The sequence below is a fragment of the Acinetobacter dispersus genome, assembly GCF_009884975.1.
Classification (GTDB): domain Bacteria; phylum Pseudomonadota; class Gammaproteobacteria; order Pseudomonadales; family Moraxellaceae; genus Acinetobacter; species Acinetobacter dispersus.
The window spans coordinates 1,445,481-1,463,248 of record NZ_CP041970.1; the positions used below are offsets into that span (position 1 = coordinate 1,445,481).

General features: G+C 37.4%; 21 protein-coding genes. 8 read left to right on the plus strand and 13 right to left on the minus strand.

Going from position 1 to position 17,768, the window contains the following annotated elements; translation table 11 throughout:
* The first annotated feature begins 117 nt into the window (after window positions 1-117).
* Window positions 118-1,359 (plus strand): mechanosensitive ion channel family protein, encoded by a 1,242-nt coding sequence (locus FPL17_RS06580; protein WP_159884072.1) that lies wholly within the window; start codon window positions 118-120, stop codon window positions 1,357-1,359.
* Window positions 1,360-1,394: 35 nt separating this feature from the next.
* On the opposite strand, the gene FPL17_RS06585 is transcribed toward FPL17_RS06580, so the two are convergent.
* The 10 genes from FPL17_RS06585 to FPL17_RS06630 all read right to left on the minus strand — a co-directional run bounded on the left by FPL17_RS06585 (window position 1,395) and on the right by FPL17_RS06630 (window position 7,937).
* A complete protein-coding gene (locus tag FPL17_RS06585) occupies window positions 1,395-1,649 on the minus strand; it encodes a hypothetical protein (protein WP_159884074.1) in 255 nt (84 codons plus the stop codon).
* A 186-nt stretch (window positions 1,650-1,835) separates the two neighbouring features.
* Window positions 1,836-2,117, minus strand: a complete 282-nt coding sequence (locus tag FPL17_RS06590) for a hypothetical protein (protein ID WP_005152440.1) — start codon at window positions 2,115-2,117, stop codon at window positions 1,836-1,838.
* Between the two features lie 186 nt (window positions 2,118-2,303).
* Complete coding sequence (gene lptA / locus FPL17_RS06595; protein ID WP_159884076.1) at window positions 2,304-2,816, minus strand: lipopolysaccharide transport periplasmic protein LptA; 513 nt, start codon at window positions 2,814-2,816, stop codon at window positions 2,304-2,306.
* Between the two features lie 161 nt (window positions 2,817-2,977).
* The gene (locus FPL17_RS06600) at window positions 2,978-3,310 is read right to left on the minus strand and encodes a hypothetical protein (RefSeq protein WP_032864504.1); all 333 of its coding nucleotides are present in this window, start codon (window positions 3,308-3,310) and stop codon (window positions 2,978-2,980) included.
* Between the two features lie 262 nt (window positions 3,311-3,572).
* Window positions 3,573-5,444, minus strand: a complete 1,872-nt coding sequence (locus tag FPL17_RS06605; protein ID WP_159884078.1) for a non-contractile tail sheath protein — start codon at window positions 5,442-5,444, stop codon at window positions 3,573-3,575.
* Between the two features lie 183 nt (window positions 5,445-5,627).
* Window positions 5,628-6,281 carry a hypothetical protein gene (locus FPL17_RS06610; RefSeq protein WP_159884080.1) on the minus strand — a complete coding sequence of 218 codons (654 nt, stop codon included), beginning with the start codon at window positions 6,279-6,281 and terminating at the stop codon, window positions 5,628-5,630.
* A gap of 118 nt (window positions 6,282-6,399) precedes the next feature.
* A complete protein-coding gene (locus FPL17_RS06615) occupies window positions 6,400-6,588 on the minus strand; it encodes a hypothetical protein (protein ID WP_228277597.1) in 189 nt (62 codons plus the stop codon).
* 290 nt (window positions 6,589-6,878) lie between these two features.
* Window positions 6,879-7,181, minus strand: a complete 303-nt coding sequence (locus FPL17_RS06620; RefSeq protein ID WP_159886813.1) for a hypothetical protein — start codon at window positions 7,179-7,181, stop codon at window positions 6,879-6,881.
* A gap of 92 nt (window positions 7,182-7,273) precedes the next feature.
* Window positions 7,274-7,468 (minus strand): hypothetical protein, encoded by a 195-nt coding sequence (locus FPL17_RS06625; RefSeq protein WP_005316042.1) that lies wholly within the window; start codon window positions 7,466-7,468, stop codon window positions 7,274-7,276.
* Window positions 7,469-7,619: 151 nt separating this feature from the next.
* On the minus strand, window positions 7,620-7,937 hold the full coding sequence (locus tag FPL17_RS06630) for a hypothetical protein (protein ID WP_159884084.1): 318 nt from the start codon (window positions 7,935-7,937) through the stop codon (window positions 7,620-7,622).
* A 523-nt stretch (window positions 7,938-8,460) separates the two neighbouring features.
* Between FPL17_RS06630 and gltS the strand changes: the two genes are divergently transcribed.
* Together gltS and FPL17_RS06640 are read left to right on the plus strand one after the other, a co-directional pair.
* Window positions 8,461-9,690, plus strand: coding sequence for a sodium/glutamate symporter (gene gltS / locus FPL17_RS06635; protein ID WP_005316044.1), 1,230 nt, complete (start codon window positions 8,461-8,463; stop codon window positions 9,688-9,690).
* Between the two features lie 232 nt (window positions 9,691-9,922).
* Complete coding sequence (locus tag FPL17_RS06640; protein WP_159884086.1) at window positions 9,923-10,870, plus strand: metal-dependent hydrolase; 948 nt, start codon at window positions 9,923-9,925, stop codon at window positions 10,868-10,870.
* Between the two features lie 26 nt (window positions 10,871-10,896).
* On the opposite strand, the gene FPL17_RS06645 is transcribed toward FPL17_RS06640, so the two are convergent.
* Both FPL17_RS06645 and FPL17_RS06650 read right to left on the minus strand, forming a co-directional pair.
* Window positions 10,897-11,259 carry a hypothetical protein gene (locus FPL17_RS06645; RefSeq protein WP_159886814.1) on the minus strand — a complete coding sequence of 121 codons (363 nt, stop codon included), beginning with the start codon at window positions 11,257-11,259 and terminating at the stop codon, window positions 10,897-10,899.
* A gap of 203 nt (window positions 11,260-11,462) precedes the next feature.
* The gene (locus tag FPL17_RS06650; RefSeq protein WP_159884088.1) at window positions 11,463-11,651 is read right to left on the minus strand and encodes a hypothetical protein; all 189 of its coding nucleotides are present in this window, start codon (window positions 11,649-11,651) and stop codon (window positions 11,463-11,465) included.
* A 282-nt stretch (window positions 11,652-11,933) separates the two neighbouring features.
* Between FPL17_RS06650 and FPL17_RS06655 the strand changes: the two genes are divergently transcribed.
* The 5 genes from FPL17_RS06655 (at window position 11,934) to FPL17_RS06675 (ending at window position 16,094) form a co-directional block, all read left to right on the plus strand.
* Window positions 11,934-13,781, plus strand: coding sequence for an ABC transporter ATP-binding protein (locus FPL17_RS06655; protein WP_159884090.1), 1,848 nt, complete (start codon window positions 11,934-11,936; stop codon window positions 13,779-13,781).
* Entirely contained in the window at window positions 13,781-14,221 is a 441-nt protein-coding gene (locus FPL17_RS06660; protein WP_004807678.1) for a MaoC family dehydratase, read from the plus strand. The genes FPL17_RS06655 and FPL17_RS06660 overlap by 1 nt, the downstream gene beginning before the upstream one ends.
* 128 nt (window positions 14,222-14,349) lie before the next feature.
* Window positions 14,350-15,375, plus strand: a complete 1,026-nt coding sequence (locus FPL17_RS06665) for an AraC family transcriptional regulator (protein WP_159884092.1) — start codon at window positions 14,350-14,352, stop codon at window positions 15,373-15,375.
* An 80-nt stretch (window positions 15,376-15,455) separates the two neighbouring features.
* The gene (gcvH, locus tag FPL17_RS06670) at window positions 15,456-15,830 is read left to right on the plus strand and encodes a glycine cleavage system protein GcvH (RefSeq protein ID WP_159884094.1); all 375 of its coding nucleotides are present in this window, start codon (window positions 15,456-15,458) and stop codon (window positions 15,828-15,830) included.
* Window positions 15,831-15,833: 3 nt separating this feature from the next.
* A complete protein-coding gene (locus FPL17_RS06675) occupies window positions 15,834-16,094 on the plus strand; it encodes a hypothetical protein (protein ID WP_159884096.1) in 261 nt (86 codons plus the stop codon).
* Between the two features lie 70 nt (window positions 16,095-16,164).
* On the opposite strand, the gene aspA is transcribed toward FPL17_RS06675, so the two are convergent.
* Entirely contained in the window at window positions 16,165-17,613 is a 1,449-nt protein-coding gene (gene aspA, locus FPL17_RS06680) for an aspartate ammonia-lyase (RefSeq protein ID WP_159884098.1), read from the minus strand.
* Between the last annotated feature and the right edge of the window lie 155 nt (window positions 17,614-17,768).

The following is a 17,768-nucleotide window of genomic DNA, read 5'->3' on the forward strand; positions in this document are numbered from 1 at the left end:
ACCTTAGGCTTATGTAAGAATGCCTTTACAAATCGTATGTAAACTGTGATCAAACTCATATAAAACCCTATTACACCTTACAATTCCTGTTCAAAGAATTTATAAGGTGTTTTGGGTTTGGATTATTTAAATTATATGCGTAGCGAGTTAAGCCACTATCCATGGTTAGAGACTACACTTGCATTAGCAGTTTTGATTTTATTTGCAGCACTTGCTAACTTTATAGCTAAAAGAATTATTGTCCGTGGTATCCGCCATTTAATTACAAAATTTAAATCCCCAAACCAAGCAATCTTTGCACAGCATAGTGTTACTCGCCGCTTTGCCAATATCGTGCCTGCGCTTGTGATTATGAATGGTATTGTGACTGTTCCACATTTGCCAGAAAAGTTCATTAGCTTCGTACAAATGGGTGCACAAGCTTTTATCTTCCTGACACTTGCACTTACCGTCAGTGAAGCACTCAACATCTTTAATCTAGTTTATCAACGCAACCCTAAATCAAGAAATAAACCGATTAAGGGCTATCTACAACTGGTTAAACTGATCTTATTCGTTGTTTGTGGTCTAATGATTTTAGGCACCTTCTTGAAAAAAGATGTATTCACCTTGCTTGCTGGTTTCGGTGCGATGGCAGCAGTATTGATGTTAGTGTTCCAAAATACTATTCTTTCTTTGGTTGCCAGTGTTCAAATCGCTTCTTATGACATGGTTCGTATTGGTGACTGGATTGAAATGCCATCTTTAAATGCAGACGGCGATGTCATTGATATGTCATTACATACGGTGACCGTACAGAACTTTGATAAGACTTTTACCACAATTCCGACCAATAAACTGGTAACAGATACCTTTAGAAACTGGCGCGGTATGAGCGAATCAGGCTGTCGTCGTATTAAACGTTCACTGTTCCTAGATCAAAGCAGTGTTCACTTCATGAGCGATGAAGAACAGCAAAAATTAAAAGATTTTCTGCTATTAGATCAATATCTTGATGCTAAGAAATCTGAAATTGAAGAGTTTAATAACCACCTAAGCAATCAGTCTCAATACAATCAACGTCGTTTGACCAATCTGGGGACTTTCCGTGCTTATGTTGAGTTTTACTTACGTCAGCATCACGGGATTGCCCAAAACCAAACTATTCTGGTACGTCAAATGCAACCAACCAGTGAAGGCTTACCTTTAGAAATCTATGCATTTACCAATACCATTGCATGGGCTTCGTATGAAGCAATCCAATCTGATATTTTCGATCACTTGATTGCAATTATTCCTGAATTTGGCTTGAGAATTTATCAAGCGCCATCTGGTCATGATTTCCAGATGCTTACTACAGAGCAAGAAACAAAAGCTTAAATCAAAAAGTTAAAAAAGCACCTTAGGGTGCTTTTTTAATGATTCAACTCAAAGTACTTCTTACACCCTTGCATCCACTCCTCTGATACCGGTGGCTCTTCTGGATTTTCTGTATTAGCTAACTCACAATCTGCGGGATTGCTTAATCGATTGTCCCTAGGAAAAGAATAACCATAATAGCCATCACTATTCTCCTGATAGCCACCCGTTTTTTTATAATCCCAATATAAGTAACAGACAAAAGCCAATGTCATCCCCAACATGACAAAGAACAATCCTTTTAAACTCATTCATTGCTCTAAGCTTATTTTTTCAACATTATAAACAAATTTATTAAACATTTAGGGATAAGTTTCTACTTCTAGTAAAAGAAAATTTTGAGCAGCTTTTAGTCTGCTCTTCATTTGAAGCGCAAAACTCTATAACACATTAAAAAAGCCCCAATAACATTTGGGGCTTTAGGCGGACGATTTAACTCAGTCCCACTCTAACTGAAACTGAATATTGGTGTTGGTAAAATTAGGATTTAAGAAAACTCTGTAACCTGCCTCCTTTAATTCAGTCACAACAATATCCGCATCCTCACTACTCACCTCATGTTTTGAAAATTGTTGCAATGCATCTCGGTCGCCGTCATTGGCCCTTAATTTGATCGTACTGGAAATCTTTGAGAGAATTTTATCTACAGTTAACTTTTTAACATTTGCATTAGAAATTGCAGTCGCTTTTGATGCTGGTAACAAAATTTCTTCGTTCACCGTATTCCGCCTGTGATATCAGAATAAGAAAAAAATTATAATATGTTCTATTTCCAGTTTTTCAAGCCCACTGAGCTAACTAAACGACAGATTTTGGCGCGCAAACCATTTTCCTGCATCTACTGTATAAAAAAACATCGACATTGATAAGCACAGCAACCTTTCGCGGCATTCTTCTCCCCCAATTCACCGACTAATTTTAAGTGGTTTCATTTCTACATTTTTCTGAGGTGGAAGAACCATCTGAACGCGTTTATTCGAACTACCACGAGCCTCAACATCACCAATCGTTAAATTATATCTTAGCGTTTCACCTGAAATACTTGACCCATCCATGATAATGGACGCATTGCCTTTTAATAAAATTTCAGTTGCTGTAGTGTTGTACTCAACACGATTGGCTTTACCATAAACCATTCCCTTTTCCTCACTCACTTTTTGCTGAAATCTGACAGGACTTCCAGTTAGCGTCAGTTGATAAGGTTGGTCATTTTTCAGAGTTCCTATGGCTTTAGCCGCTTGGATATCAATCGTACCTTGTTTAATTTGGATATTAGAAGCCGAAAAAGTACTTTGATTTGGGCTATAAAGCGTATCCGCAGCTTCAATATAAATCGACTGCTGAAAGTCAGACTCAAGCGCATAAACATATGTACTGCACATCAAAATTGATGTAATCGAAACAATTTTCTTCATCATGATATTATTTTAGATCTATGCATTTATAAACGGCTGATATTAGCACAAGATGAGATTAATTCTTATTTAAAATAATTAAATGAGCGTAAATACCGACTCTAAATATTAGAAAATGTCTGATGATTAAAACTGAGAGAGGAAAATCTCCTCTCACAAGCTGTTTATTGACAATTGATATCCAGTTTTTCAGCATAATAATCAGTCGATATTTTTAAATCAGACATCAACTTCTCTTTGCTATAGTCCTTGGGTGCCAGTTTTAGTAAAGCAGGAATATACTTTGATTCATATAGATTAGGATAATCTTTGCAAAGTACACGTGTCTGCTCTTGCTTTGGTGTATCAGGATTATCCAAAATGTCCATGTATTCGGAGATTTTATTGTCCACGACCTCAAAACTTTCTTGTGCTTGCTCACTTTTAACTTCGGGTTGCTTGTTACAACCTACAAATAAGATTGAGATTAAGCCTAGAGATAGAATTCTGATTTTCATAACAATACTGCATACCATAAATTCATAGAAATCCGCCATTGCGGGTCATTTGTTCTAATTTATCATTAAAGTACGACACCGCAGATATGTTTTGTACCTGTTGGGTAAGAAAAATTTAACCGTAGATGATCGAGCAAAAAATTCTATAGATTTTTCCTCAGCACTCACTCCGTGATTTAAATCATCTTATTTCAAAATTAGGCAAAGGATAAAAATAGAAGTGGCTTTTCATTTAAAAAACCACTTCCAGCTCAGGTATTAATTATAAATAAATTTCAGGTGGATACGGCGTATCGTCACTAATTGGCGTATACAGTGTATTTTCAACAAAAAATCCGTTCGGTGCCTGTACAGTATCAATAGTGACAGAATCCTGCATTACTTGCGGATAAGCCCAGATAAACTGCTTCATCAGTCCTAAAGGATTATTATTGTTCATATCTCCAAATACGCGCTGCCAGATTGGTGTTCGATAAGGCTTGGTGTTATCAAATCCATAGAGGTGAGCAATTGAGGTATCAGGTACAAACCCTGCTAAATAAGCCACTTTATCTGCTGGATAGTTCAAATCTTGTGTTGGAATCTCTGCAACAGCTTGATGTGCCAAGCCTAAACGGGCTTCCAAAATCCAGTCATAGGCTTCCGTCATGATGTAATCGAAATTCGGATAGCTATAATGCTCGCTTGGATAATTGATATCTGTCGCCAAAGTTTCAATCGGGGTGCGAATCGTTGGAAAGAAAATCAATGGACACACTTTTGCTGTTGGATACTTGGCTTTAATCACTGTACGGATATCTCGACATGTCTGTCCTAGTTTATCGCGTAACCAAGCTTTAAACTCATCATATGGCGTACCAGTTTTATGAACAGCATCATAGATCGTTCCCAAATCTGGCGCATATAAACCTGTGTCTGCATTAAATGCCAATTTGGTTGGAAAATCATAGACACAAGGCAAATCAGTACCTTGGTTATACCACCACCATGGTTCACCAATCTGCATATTCACGGGACAGCTACCAGCGACCATCGTATCTGCAAACTCAATAAATGCTTTATGTAGATAAGCCAAAGCATTTTGATCACAAGGGCTGAAAAAATAACTAGGCGGCTCGTAACCGGTACGACCTAAATTACTATTCCAATCGCGTTGTGCCCAAAACTCATTTGCACCCAACGAGTACATTTCAAAGCTCACGCCAAATACAGGTTGCATCCCTGCGCTTTGTAGAGCCTGCGAAAATCGTTCATGCCATTTACGTGTACACGGATTTACAACAGCTTGGTTATTCACCAACGTATCAGGAATTTGCCATTTATTAATACTACTGTTCCAAGACATCTCAGGATACTTTGACATACCACAATAATGATTGATCAAACCGTGATAGCCCAAAGCCTGCATATTATCGACCAATCGCTGTGGATTCAGATCATAATGATCATCGTAGCTGGTACAGATGCCGTAGTCATGTTGCGGAACAGAAACGCGTTTGAGCGTAAGTTTAGCATTTGGCCCTGTGGTTACCGAATTTGTTAAGCGAATATAGCCATCTTCAGCTTGTGCCAATGGTTGAGTTGAATGAGCATTGTAACTTGAGCTAAATCCAGAGAAAGAAATTCGCTGAATATTGGTGACTGGAAAAGACTCTGTTGCTGAAAATCCTGCTTTGACTGTATTCCAATCGATATGAATATGTGCCGAGCGAGATGCTGGCTGATTTGCATAGTTAAACAAGACAATGTAAGCAACCTTGTCCTCACCATTGGCTTTGTATTGCACAGTAAGTGTTGGTGTTAATGTTGGATTATTTAACATCGGCATAGATGCCGAGAGTTCAATATCAAAATCCCAAATCACACCACTGTAATCATACTTGGTTTCATAAGCCAAAAATTTATGGTCTTTCGCGTCATACGAATCCCAAATAATCCCTGCAAGATCGGTTGTGGTACGTGAGCGAAATGATGCTTCAAAGCCATTCCCATAATTGGTGATCGCAAAAGACATTGTTTGTGGACCATCAATACGCCAGTACTTTGGACTAAAACGATTAATCATTGAAGTTTGGATGCTTACTGCGGGAGTAGTTTTTAAATTTTTTTGTTTATATTCAAAAGTATTTGTCATTTTTTAAATGCTCTCTTTAATCACTGAATCTTTATATTAAGCGATCATGATTTTTTGACTGTTTGCATGAGTAAGGATTGATTAAAAAGAACGCACTTATTTCGACTTTATGTAAAGCTAAACTGAATCTGATCAATAAAAAAGCTCATCTTGTGACGAGCTCTTTTATTGAAAAAAGGATTCTTAGAAATTGTAACGAATACCCACTTTATAAGTGATCCCATCCAGGTCTAGCACATCAGATGCTGTGCTTTCACAAAAATAACCTGTGCATACGTCATCAAAGTTTTCGATGTATAACCATTTATATCCAAGCCCTGCATAGCCTGCAATATCCTTTTGAAAATAGTGACCTAATTCAAAATCAATCGGCAGAGTTACATAGCGTAGTTTAGTATCATAGTCATCTGCATCAAGCCATGCATAACCAATACCAATACTTGCATTCGCATAAGTGTTGTTTTGATTATAAAATTTATAGCCACCTTTAACATTAATTTCAGTGCTATGCCAATCTGAACTTTTTTGGTAATTCAATCCAAATGTTGTACTTAAGGTATCCAAGGCTGTAAATGTAACGCCTGTACCAAAACCATTTAATTTCTCATGACCATCAATCGCATCCGACTGCAATCTAGAGCCATAATATTCTGCAAATACAGAAGTCTGAATTCCGCTACTCGTCTGACTGCGATAACCCTGATCTAAAGGTTGGATTGTCCGCTGCCCAAGTTCTTGGGGTGCGCCATAATTGACTTGTAAAGGAGCATCTGCCCAACCATTTACGCCCATGAGATATATAGTTACCCCCATCACCCCGACAAATATTTTTTTCATCCTAATGCCTATTTTTATTTAAATTTAAGAGTTTAGAGAATAATTTATTTTTTAATTTTTAAAAAATCTTTTTTGTTTAAAGACTATAAATAAAAATGAGAAACCGATATTTGGTAAATTAATTGGTCGTTTTCGTGAATTTATTCACACAGTAGTTATAACGCTCTTGAGCTGTTTGATGGTTACTTAATCGAATACATGAGCAGAAAAAATTTCCATCACCGTATTTAATTTCATTTGGTACAGCAACACCAGCACATTGCAAATCAGTCTGGCCTATACTCGGAACAAGAATACGATCATCCACTTTAAATGCGTAAACGAAGCCACCAATAATTATGAAGATAAGAACAAAAATAGGTGCATTATTCTTAATAAATTTTTTCATTGTTCAAATATTTAACCACACAGCTCTAGCAGTCGAGATAAATGGCATCCCCTTCAACTACAGTAATATCTGTCATCTATATTCTCTGATAGGCACCCATCTACACTTTATAATCAAACACAAAAAACTTGATAAAATGAATACTTTTAATCAACTAAGGTCTGGTTAATCCTTCAAAAGCAAAATCGTTACCAAGTTTTTCATTTTTTTTAGCGATAAATCTCTTTATCTAAGCGTCTAGAAATCCAATCAATAAAAGCTGTTTTATTGCTAAATTGAGGTGTATTAAACAAGTTAATATCCAGTTCAAAATGATCAAAATTCCGCAACTTATAAAGACCTGCTCCTAAAGGAATGAAATTAGTATGCGGATATTTAATTGCTTTTAGCGCATTTCTCAAAAATAATGCTTTGATTTGTATGTCACTGTTTTTATAGGATTGATAGCTTTGAGAGTTTATGAATAATTCATACTCACGATCTAAATTTTGAACAAGTTGAGAAAAAAACACTTTATGCTCCTTTATTATTGGAATTATTTTTATACCACATAAAAATAAAAAGCCCATCATTTGATAAGCTTTTATACAATTAAACATAAATTCTATTGGATACTTAATTCATCATCTTTAGCAACAATGACGGAAGTGAGCATTGGAACACCAAGAATAATCGGAACCATGATAATCCATAAATCCGTAGTCAACTTACTAGAAAAGAAGAAATGAATCACAAGCGCGACGAGAGCCAATACTGTGAATAAAACACCCATGAATCGGACTGCAAATTTAACAAGCATTTTTTGGTTCCTTATGATTCTAATATGTATATACAGTATACGCCTACTCTGTAAGTTAGGGCATTTTCTTTTTCTATTACACTATAAAACCAACATATATATTTCTAAAGTTAAAAAAGCCCAACATGAAGTGGGCTTTTTTTTACCAAAATTATTTCGCTTCGTTTATCCCAACGATAAACTGGCTACAATTTGAACCTGCAGAAGCATTTGCCAGCTGTTTTTCAGAAAACTGAAATTTGGAAGCGACAGATTGATAGTCTTTCTTAAGACTTTGTCCAGTCAGTATGCCTAACTGTTTAACTTGTTCTGGCGTTAATAATTCATTTTCAACCGCTTGATTCATCATGACACAAGCTGTAGTCATTGCATCATAACGTGCTGCAGTCTTCGAATAACCGAATGAACCGATTAAACCACCAACAACTAAACCGATAAGTAAAGATAAAATAATATGCTTTTTATTCATTTAAGTAACCTAGACAACCAATAAAAAATTAAGCCAATAAATATATTCACTTTTTCAAAATAAACGATTCGTTTTCTGTTTTTATTGTAGAGCGCTTTGCGGGATTTAAGCTACGAAATGTAACTTCTTATGAATTCTGCAATTTTATGGTTCCTGCGCGATAAGAGCATCTTGATATTGCATTTTTCTAGCGTATTCATGATTGAAATTCTAAATTATGCTGCAGCAAGCGTATAAAAAGTATCCTTTTAGATCCCATTCAGACAAAAAATAATTTTTCTCAATTTCATGTGAAATCCATGGCAGCAACATCCAATCTCAAATAAAAAATCATTAAATTAAATGCTTAAATTTACTGGAATTTTACGCTTTATGAATCGGTATATCGACTATTACAGAGTCCATGACAAGAATGTTTAATTGTTAAGCAGATCACATATTTTAAAGCTGCTTTTTTTAATTTACTCTAGCGATCTAAGAGAGCCTTTTTACTCTCTTGACGGTTCATACTTTAAGGATATCTATGGATTTCATTCTTAATCCAACATATACGCTCATGCTAGCGGTGTTGGTCCTCTATGTAGGACGCATTTTAAACAAGCACATCCCGTTTTTAACAAAATACAATATCCCAGAGCCTGTTGCAGGTGGTTTAGTCGGCGCAATTATTTTTTACTTAATCCATCAATTTGCGGGTTATACAATTTCTGTAAATAAGCCAATGCAAGACACTTTTATGCTGATGTTTTTCGCATCCATTGGTTTAAGTGCTAATTTCGCCAAACTCAAAGAAGGTGGCAAACCATTAATCATCTTCTTAATTGCAATTTCCTTCTTTGTCATCATTCAAAATGGCGTTGGTATGGCAATTGCCTCTGCCGTAGGCCTTGATCCATTGATGGGCGTCGTTGCAGGTTCAATTGCCTTAGTCGGTGGCTTAGGTACTGCAGGTGCGTGGGGCCCAATTTTTGAAACCAAATATGCAGTTGAAGGCGCATTACCAATGGGTATTGCAAGTGCAACTTTTGGTATGGTGGTCGGTGGTTTAATGGGTGGTCCATTAGCGCGTTATCTTATTCGTAAGCATAATCTGGCGTCACCTTTAAACGCTGAAATACGCGAAGAAAATAAAGATGCCCCGCTTACTGATAGCGAATATACATTTGAAGCACCACAGAAAGTTCGTTTGATCACTGCGGACAACGCAATTGTCACCTTAGGTATGTTTGCATTTGCGCTAGCGTTTGCAGAAACAATGAAGAACCTGACGATTGGTACTGCAATTGAATTGCCTACCTTTGTCTGGGCATTAGGCGGCGGTATTCTGTTACGTAATGTGTTAGAAACAGGCTTAAAACAAGAAATCTTTGATCGTTCAATTGATGTATTTGGTAACACTGCCCTCGCACTTTTCCTCGCCATGGCACTGGTATCATTAAAACTCTGGCAACTCGCAGACCTTGCAGTTCCAATGATCATCTTGTTGATTGCTCAGTCTATCGCAATGTGGGTCTTTGCAGTTTATGTTTCATTCCGTGTGATGGGGAAAAACTACGATTCAGCAGTACTGGCTTCTGGTCTGTGTGGTTTTGGTATGGGGGCAACACCAAATGCGATTGCAAATATGCAAGCCATTACCAACATGTATGGTCCTTCACATAAAGCATTCCTGATTGTTCCTCTTGTCGGTGCATTCTTTATTGATCTGGTAAACGTTGTAGTTATTCAGAGTATCTTACAAATCTTTGGTTAATTGCTAAGTCATAGATTGACTGCTTGATTGATTTTATTAAAACCATATCTTCAATAGATATGGTTTTTTTATGTCTGGTTTTAAACTCATCGCCAAGTAAAAACCTTGATGTTTTGTCCTTAAAATCGATTGAAACCTTATTTTTGTCCTATAAGCACATGGTGAACAATTTTACTCAATGCTAAAAACTACTTATTCAAATTGATTCGTAATTTTATATTGGGTGACAGGTATGATCACAGAAAATCATCAACTAAAAGCAAGAAAAGTGCATTTTGATTTTTCAGAGTCTTCAGTTTGTTGGATACCAAATGATCCGCTATGCTCTCACATTGCCAATGGCATCAATATGTTATTACCTGCGGGTGAATTTTGGTTTTGCCGAGTTTTTAATAAAGCACTCCCTTATGTAACTGATGAAAACCTAAAACAAGAAGTGATCGGATTTGTTCGCCAAGAAGCTGCTCACGCCCGTGCACATGAAAAAGCACAAGATTTCTTGAGAGAAAATGGTTATGACATCCAAGATCCATTAAATCGTGCTCACTTTATTTTTAATATTCTTCTCGGTGACAAACCTTTAGGGATACCGTTCCTCAAGGGTGAAAAGTTGGAGGAATACTGGTTGTTGTTCCGAGTTGGTGTTATTGCTGCAATCGAGCACTTTACTGGCACAATTGGGCAATGGACACTCGATAGCAAGTCTTGGGATAAAGCTGATCCTGCGATGACTGACTTATTCCGCTGGCATCTTGCCGAAGAAGTTGAGCACCGTTGTGTGGCTTATGATTTATTTGAACACTTACTTACCAATAAATTGGGTTTTTACGTTTCTCGACAAGTGATCATGATGGGTGTTTTCCCACTATTTATTTTCTTCCTTGCCGATTTTGCACGTAGTCTTGGGCAACAAGATTTAGAGCATCAAGATATTCAAAAATTGATGCGTCGTGGATTCTTTAGCTTTATTCGTGAATTCGAAAAGACGGCGACTCGAACAGATAACTTACCAACGATCAAGTATTTGTGGAAGGCAACTTTGCGCTGGACCTCTCCAAAATTTAATCCAGTGCATGAAGGCGATACCGAACAAGCATTGGCTTATATGTCTCGCTCGCCAGCAGTACAATATTTTGAGAAGATGACGCAAAACTCAAACAAAGCACCTGTTTTGAGCTAATTTTTCAAGAAGAAAAACCTCATTATTTAACAAGGATATGGGGTTTTCTTTAACTCATTTTTAAGTGCTAAATAATTCTTTTCTGCTTCATTTTGAGTAAAGCTAAACTCATTTTTAGCCAAGATACTGTCAGCCACACCTTTCATATAGTGTTCATAATCAGAGTAATGCTCAATAATCAACTTATGTAACTTCAATTTACTCTGTTCCACCAAGCATTCTTTTTGCTTTGCTTCTAATTGCTCAATCTTCGACTTTTCCTTTCCTCTTAAACGATACTCAAACTGGATTTGCTCATCTAAGGATTTGAAATAAACATCAGATAAATTAATGTAATCATCTTGAAAACCCTTGGCATCTGTAATACGAGATATACTCAATAAAAACATGAATATAACTATGGATATTATTTTCATCACCGTTTCTATATATTAATTTTCATCTATTATACCACAGTAGAGATCAATAAATCGCCTTCAAAACAAGCCCTGATATTTTTAGGAAAATAAAATTAAATATTAAAAATAACTAAACAAATAAAATAGAATAAAATTAAAACATAACAAATTTAATTTTAAGAAAAACTTTTCAATCAAAAATCGATATCTATATTCTCTATAATGGATGAAGCCACATCGAGTACTCCCTTCCCCATTTCAACCACAATTTCAGCTAAATCAATCGAACTACCATCAATTGAATGTGCTATCGAATTCTGTTGTTGCTTATCTTCATTTTCTAATTGTGCTAGTTCAGCTATTTTATTGTCTTGATTACTCATTTCTATCCTTACCTATTAGTGAAGTCATTTCATTTACAAAAAATATATTATCAAAAATATAATTATTGATTGTGATTAAAATAATCTCCCTAACGTTATAAACTAGATCATTACTCTTTCTTTCATCTATTCATCTAATAGTTTTCTTCTCTTAAAATAAAAGTTTGATCTGTTGTCTGTTTCCTTTCTCATCATTTATTTTCTTTTACCATCTTCTGGCAGCTTTTCTGATATCCTACAGGGGTGAGCTGAATCGTACTGTATAATTAGAGGAAATGCGGCATGCTGCAATGGTTTGAAAAATTAGTTGATCCCTACCCAACGAAAGACTTAAACAAACCATTACCAACAACTTTTTTTGCTTTCGTTTGGCAATCAACCAAAGGCATCCGCCCTTATCTCTTTATTCTGATTGTATGTACTGCAGCTGCAGCAAGCTTCGAAGCGCTATTTTTCTCTTATATAGGTAAATTGGTCGATTGGCTGACCCAAAGCCACCCGAGTACATTCTTAGAAAATAACCAACAAAACCTCACTACCCTGATTAGCATCCTTTTTGCCAATATCTTCTTTGTCAGCCTGCAATCTGTGGTGAAACATCAAGTTTTGTTTAGTAATTTCCCAATGCGCATGCGTTGGCGCTTTCATAATTTATTATTACAACAGAGCCTAGACTTCTTCCATACTGACTTCGCAGGTCGTCTTTCTGCCAAAGTGATGCAAACTGCTTTGGCTGTGCGTGAATTCTGGATGATTCTAGGTGACATGCTGGTTTATGTACTGATCTACTTCATTACGATTAGTGTGGTACTAGGCTCCATTTCTCCTGTACTTATAATTCCGTTAATGTTGTGGTTGGTTTTTTTCATTGTGATCGCCAGCTATTTTATCCCCCGTTTAGGTAAAATTTCCAAAAAACAAGCGGATTCACGTGCTGTTATGACAGGCCGCATAACGGATGCTTATACCAATATTCAAACTGTAAAACTTTTTGCGCATGCAGGCCGTGAAAGCCAATATGCCAAAGAATCTATGCAAGAGTTTATGGTTACGGTTTATAAACAAATGCGTTTAGGGGTTAAATACGAGATCAGCATTCGTTTACTCAGTGCATTTCTATATATTGGTGTCATTGGCACTTCAGTTTGGTTATGGACACAAGGACAAGCTGCCATTGGGGTGATTGCAGCCACCACGGCGATGGTACTGAAGCTAGACAGTATGGCAGAGTTTTTAATGTGGCATGTCACCATGCTGTTTGAAAATGTCGGTACCATTCAGGATGGTATGACCACCCTTGGCAAACAGATCCAGATTCAGGACAAGAAAGATGCGACTGAATTAAAAGTTCAGCATGGTGAAATCCGATTTGAGGACGTTAGCTTTGCTTATAACCAAAAAAATGTCATTGAGCATTTTAACTTAACCATTAAACCTGGTGAAAAAATTGGCGTTGTGGGCCGTTCTGGTGCAGGTAAATCGACACTGATTCAATTACTACTTCATTTCTACGATATCAACCAAGGTCGTATTCTGATTGATGGTCAAAATATTCATGATGTTACTCAAGACAGCTTACGCGCCAATATTGCTCTCGTCACGCAAGATACCTCTTTATTACACCGCACCGTTGCTGAAAATATCAAATATGGACGTCCACATGCGACTGAAGCAGAAGTCCAACTTGCGGTGAAAAAAGCCAGAGCAGAAGAATTCATTCCCCAACTAACAGATCAGAAAGGTCGTGTTGGATTTGATGCCTACGTTGGTGAACGTGGTGTGAAGCTCTCTGGTGGACAGCGTCAACGTATTGCAATATCGCGTGTTTTCCTCAAAGATGCACCGATTCTCATCCTCGATGAAGCAACCAGTGCGCTAGATTCAGAAGTTGAAGCAGCAATTCAAAGTAGTTTAAATGACTTGATGGTTGGCAAAACAGTCATTGCAATTGCGCACCGTTTATCTACTATTGCTCAAATGGATCGCCTTATTGTCCTTGATCAAGGTCAAATTGCTGAACAAGGAACACATGAGGAACTGATTGCTAATGATGGCTTGTATGCACAATTATGGAAACGCCAGACAGGTGGTTTTTTAGTTGAACAGCGAGTGACTCAGGACACAGAATAATGTTGTATTTAGAAGACTTAAATATTGGTGATCGTTTTAGCAGCCGCGAATATGAAATGACACTTGAAGAAGTGAAACAATTTGCAGGTCAATACGATCCCCAACCTTTTCATTTAGATGAGCAAGCAGCAGCAGAACATCCCATATTTCAAGGATTAGCCGCAAGTGGTTGGCATACTTCTGCAGTGACCATGCGCTTATGGACAGAATGCTTTCCTGTTGCAGGTGGTCTGTTAGGCACTGAATCAAGCTTACGTTGGCCTCGCCCAACCCGTGTTGGCGATAAAATTCACGTAGAGATTGAAATTACTGCAATTGTGCCATCTAAAACAAAAAATGATCGTGGTATCGTCAGCTATGTAACACAAGCTTTAAACCAATATGGTGATGTGCTATTAATATCGACAACCAAAATTATGGTCTTTAGAAAACCAACTTGATTCTTGAATATTCGGTGACTCTTTTGTCCAACAATTTTTATGATTGATTATTTTTTTTCATGTAAAGATGTTTAAGACTTAAATGTTTAAAAGATATTGGCAAAATTGATGAGCGCCACGGAAAGCACATGAAAACAACCTCAACTCGTCAAGATCAAGGAATACCAGGTGTCTATGGCTTATTGCTATTAGATGTAGTTTCTCGCTGGGGATATAGCGATGAAACATTGTTTGCACCGTTTCACTTAACCAGCGAACAACTGGCTGATCCAAACTATCGAATTCCAACACCGATTGCGAATGAATTGGTGAAACATTCTTTGCGCCTTACGGGTGAAAGCACACTGGGCTTTCATCTAGGTACGCAGATGCGTATTTCCATTCATGGCTTTATTGGCTATGCCATTATGACTGCGCATGACATTACCGATGCGATTGCGCTAGCAAGCCGTTTCATTCAGCTACGCCTTCCCTTTTTACAGTTATATTTCTCTACTTTCGGTCCTAAAGCAACTTTACAACTACAATGTGATATTGAAGTTGAACCATTGCGTTCTGAAATCATTTTAGGTTTAACCATTGGTATTATGACCATGGCCAAAGCCTTAACCGGAATTGATGACCTCAGCGGTGAAGTTGATCTGGACTTCCCCGAACCCGCTGGCTTTGAAAAATATAAAGATCGATTAACCAGTACGGTGCGTTTTAATCAGCCCCATCTGATTTCTAGCTTCGATAAAAAATATCTTGGCTTAAAAATGGTCAATGCAGATCCAATTGCCAGCCAGATTGCTATTAACCAATGTGAAACTGAACTCTCTGCACTGGGTGAACGTCGTCGTTTAGCAATGCGCGTGCGTGATATTTTAACCAATTCAGAACAGCATTATCTGAGTATTGAAAGTGTAGCTGAACGCTTGCATATGTCAGATCGTACCTTGAAACGCCAATTGGCTGCGGAAGGTACATCCTTCTCTACGCTTGTGGATGAAGTCCGTTATCGTCATGCAACCTCTTTGCTTTCTCGAACAGATTACAGTTTGGAGCAAATTGCTGATGAACTCGGTTATTCCGATGTCGCGAATTTCAGCCGAGCATTTAAACGCTGGAGTGGTCGTAGCCCGAGTAACTGGCGTAAAGACCCTTACTTATAAGTTCACGAAAGCTTTTGTTTTTATTGAAAAGCATGTATAAACCAAATAAAAATGATACGACAGATTGTTAAGGAGTTGTCATGAATCATCCAGCAGAATTGAAATATGCACGTACGCATGAGTGGGTAAGAATTGAGGGTGACCTCGTTGTAACAGGGATTACTGACCATGCACAAGATGAGTTGGGTGATTTAGTGTATGTGGAAACCCCAGAAGTGGGTAGCCATGTCATCGCAACCGAACAAGCAGGTATTGTTGAATCTGTGAAAACTGCCTCTGATATTCACGCACCAGTTTCTGGAACCGTGGTTGAAGTGAATACTGATCTTGAAGATGATCCTGACTTTGTCAATGATGAACCGTATGGTAAGGGTTGGATCTATAAGATTAAGCCAGACAATATGGCTGATGTTGAAAAATTACTTTCAAATAGCGAATACGAATCAGGTTTATAATTCTTGGAAATTTCTTCTTCGGTTTTTCTAGCAACAGACCGTCAAGGGTATGAGAGTTTTATAAAACTAAATACCTATAGCATTCCGCTATGGGTATCAGCTGAAGTTATATCGAGTAATGAAATAACTACTTTACGTCGCTCAGGGTTCGATATCACAATTTTTACTCATTCTTTGGAACATACAAATAATATTAGAGTAGAACAAGCTATTTATTCTATTAAAGAGCACTATCCTAATTGCACTGTATGGGTTGGTTATTAATATCAAAAACTTCAAGAGATTTGGCTAAAAAGCCCAGTACATTTACTGGGCTTTTTTTGAGGTTGATACGTTAAGCAACGTAATCTATAGGAATGCCATCGACTTCTGAAACCAAGTTTTCAAAAGAGAAAATCTCATCCAGTTGCGCTTGAGTCAGCAGGCCACGCTCTAAAACTACCTCTTGAATAGTTTTATTTTCAGCAATACATTGTTTACCGATTTCATCACACAATGCATGGCCCAAGAGTGGATCAAGCAGCGTAATAATCCCGACACTACGCATCACTGCATCATGGCAAGCTTGTTCATTTGCTTTGATGCCACGTACACATTTTTCATCTAGGCTTTGAATTGCATGTGTAAGCAATTCAATTGATTCATTCAATGAAATTGCAATCACAGGTTCCATTACATTGAGTTGTAATTGCCCCGCTTCTGCCGCGAAGGTAATGGTTAAATCATTACCAATCACTTTAAATGCGATCTGATTGACCACTTCAGGAATCACAGGATTTACTTTTGCAGGCATAATTGAAGAACCAGCCTGTAATTCAGGTAACTGGATTTCGCCTAAACCTGTCCGTGGTCCTGAACTGAGCAACCGTAAGTCATTGCTAATTTTGGAGAGTTTGCATGCAAGGCGTTTTAATGTACTGGATAAAATGATGAATACACCACAGTCACTGGTTGCTTCAACATAATCTTCAGCACCGACCAGATTCAAACCTGTAATCTCTTTTAAACAGGATACAGCTTTGATGGCATAACCTTTTGGTGTATTAACACCTGTGCCAATCGCTGTCGCACCCAAATTCACTTCAAGTAACATTTCTCGTGTGCGCTTAATCAAACGCACATCTTCTTTTAATAAAGTCGCAAAAGCGTGAAATTCTTGCCCGAGCGTCATCGGCACAGCATCTTGCAACTGAGTACGGCCCATCTTTAACACATAGCGGAATTCAATTGCTTTATTTTCAAATGAAGTAATCAACTTATCCATTTGCGTGAATAAAGCATCCAAAGAACAGTAAGTTGATAGACGAATCGCTGTTGGATAGACATCATTGGTTGATTGCGACTTGTTAACATGATCATTTGGATGAATCACATCGTATTGACCTTTTTGATGGCCTAATGATTCAAGTGCAATATTAGCAATCACTTCATTGGTATTCATATTAATTGAAGTACCTGCACCCCCCTGATAAATATCAATCGGGAATGAGTCTTGCCATTTTTCAGTTTCAGTAATTAAAACATCACAAGCATGTTGAATCGTCAGACTTTGAGTTTCAGTGAGTTTACCAAAACTTAAGTTCGCTTGAGCTGAAGCCTTCTTTACTTGTGCCAATGCACGAATAAAGTAGCCATTTTGTCCAACTTTTTGCGAAGAAATTTTAAAATTTTCAATGGCGCGCAATGTATGAATTCCATAATAACAATCAGCTGGAACTTCTTTCGCACCGAGCAAATCATGCTCTATTCTTATCGTTGCCGTTTGAACCGTTTCCACTTCCATTTCTCTCAGACAATGCACCCTTATGGTGCAATGATCTAATATGAAATATTCCGACTAATTTTTCATTAGCAAAACTGCTTAACATTATATTTTTTTATAGTGGAATTTCTCTGGATTGTTGCCTTTGTAACATTATGTGTCGTTACTTTTGCTTA

Bases quoted from the DNA above. Each gene is read 5' to 3' on its own strand.
- gcvH (WP_159884094.1), top strand. From the start codon at position 15,456: ATGAATCATCCAGCAGAATTGAAATATGCACGTACGCATGAGTGGGTA.
- FPL17_RS06665 (WP_159884092.1), top strand. From the start codon at position 14,350: ATGAAAACAACCTCAACTCGTCAAGATCAAGGAATACCAGGTGTCTAT.
- FPL17_RS06645 (WP_159886814.1), bottom strand. From the start codon at position 11,259: ATGTTTTTATTGAGTATATCTCGTATTACAGATGCCAAGGGTTTTCAA.
- aspA (WP_159884098.1), bottom strand. From the start codon at position 17,613: ATGGAAGTGGAAACGGTTCAAACGGCAACGATAAGAATAGAGCATGAT.
- FPL17_RS06655 (WP_159884090.1), top strand. From the start codon at position 11,934: ATGCTGCAATGGTTTGAAAAATTAGTTGATCCCTACCCAACGAAAGAC.
- FPL17_RS06610 (WP_159884080.1), bottom strand. From the start codon at position 6,281: ATGAAAAAAATATTTGTCGGGGTGATGGGGGTAACTATATATCTCATG.
- FPL17_RS06630 (WP_159884084.1), bottom strand. From the start codon at position 7,937: ATGAATAAAAAGCATATTATTTTATCTTTACTTATCGGTTTAGTTGTT.
- lptA (WP_159884076.1), bottom strand. From the start codon at position 2,816: ATGATGAAGAAAATTGTTTCGATTACATCAATTTTGATGTGCAGTACA.
- FPL17_RS06605 (WP_159884078.1), bottom strand. From the start codon at position 5,444: ATGACAAATACTTTTGAATATAAACAAAAAAATTTAAAAACTACTCCC.
- gltS (WP_005316044.1), top strand. From the start codon at position 8,461: ATGGATTTCATTCTTAATCCAACATATACGCTCATGCTAGCGGTGTTG.
- FPL17_RS06625 (WP_005316042.1), bottom strand. From the start codon at position 7,468: ATGCTTGTTAAATTTGCAGTCCGATTCATGGGTGTTTTATTCACAGTA.
- FPL17_RS06640 (WP_159884086.1), top strand. From the start codon at position 9,923: ATGATCACAGAAAATCATCAACTAAAAGCAAGAAAAGTGCATTTTGAT.
- FPL17_RS06600 (WP_032864504.1), bottom strand. From the start codon at position 3,310: ATGAAAATCAGAATTCTATCTCTAGGCTTAATCTCAATCTTATTTGTA.
- FPL17_RS06650 (WP_159884088.1), bottom strand. From the start codon at position 11,651: ATGAGTAATCAAGACAATAAAATAGCTGAACTAGCACAATTAGAAAAT.
- FPL17_RS06585 (WP_159884074.1), bottom strand. From the start codon at position 1,649: ATGAGTTTAAAAGGATTGTTCTTTGTCATGTTGGGGATGACATTGGCT.
- FPL17_RS06660 (WP_004807678.1), top strand. From the start codon at position 13,781: ATGTTGTATTTAGAAGACTTAAATATTGGTGATCGTTTTAGCAGCCGC.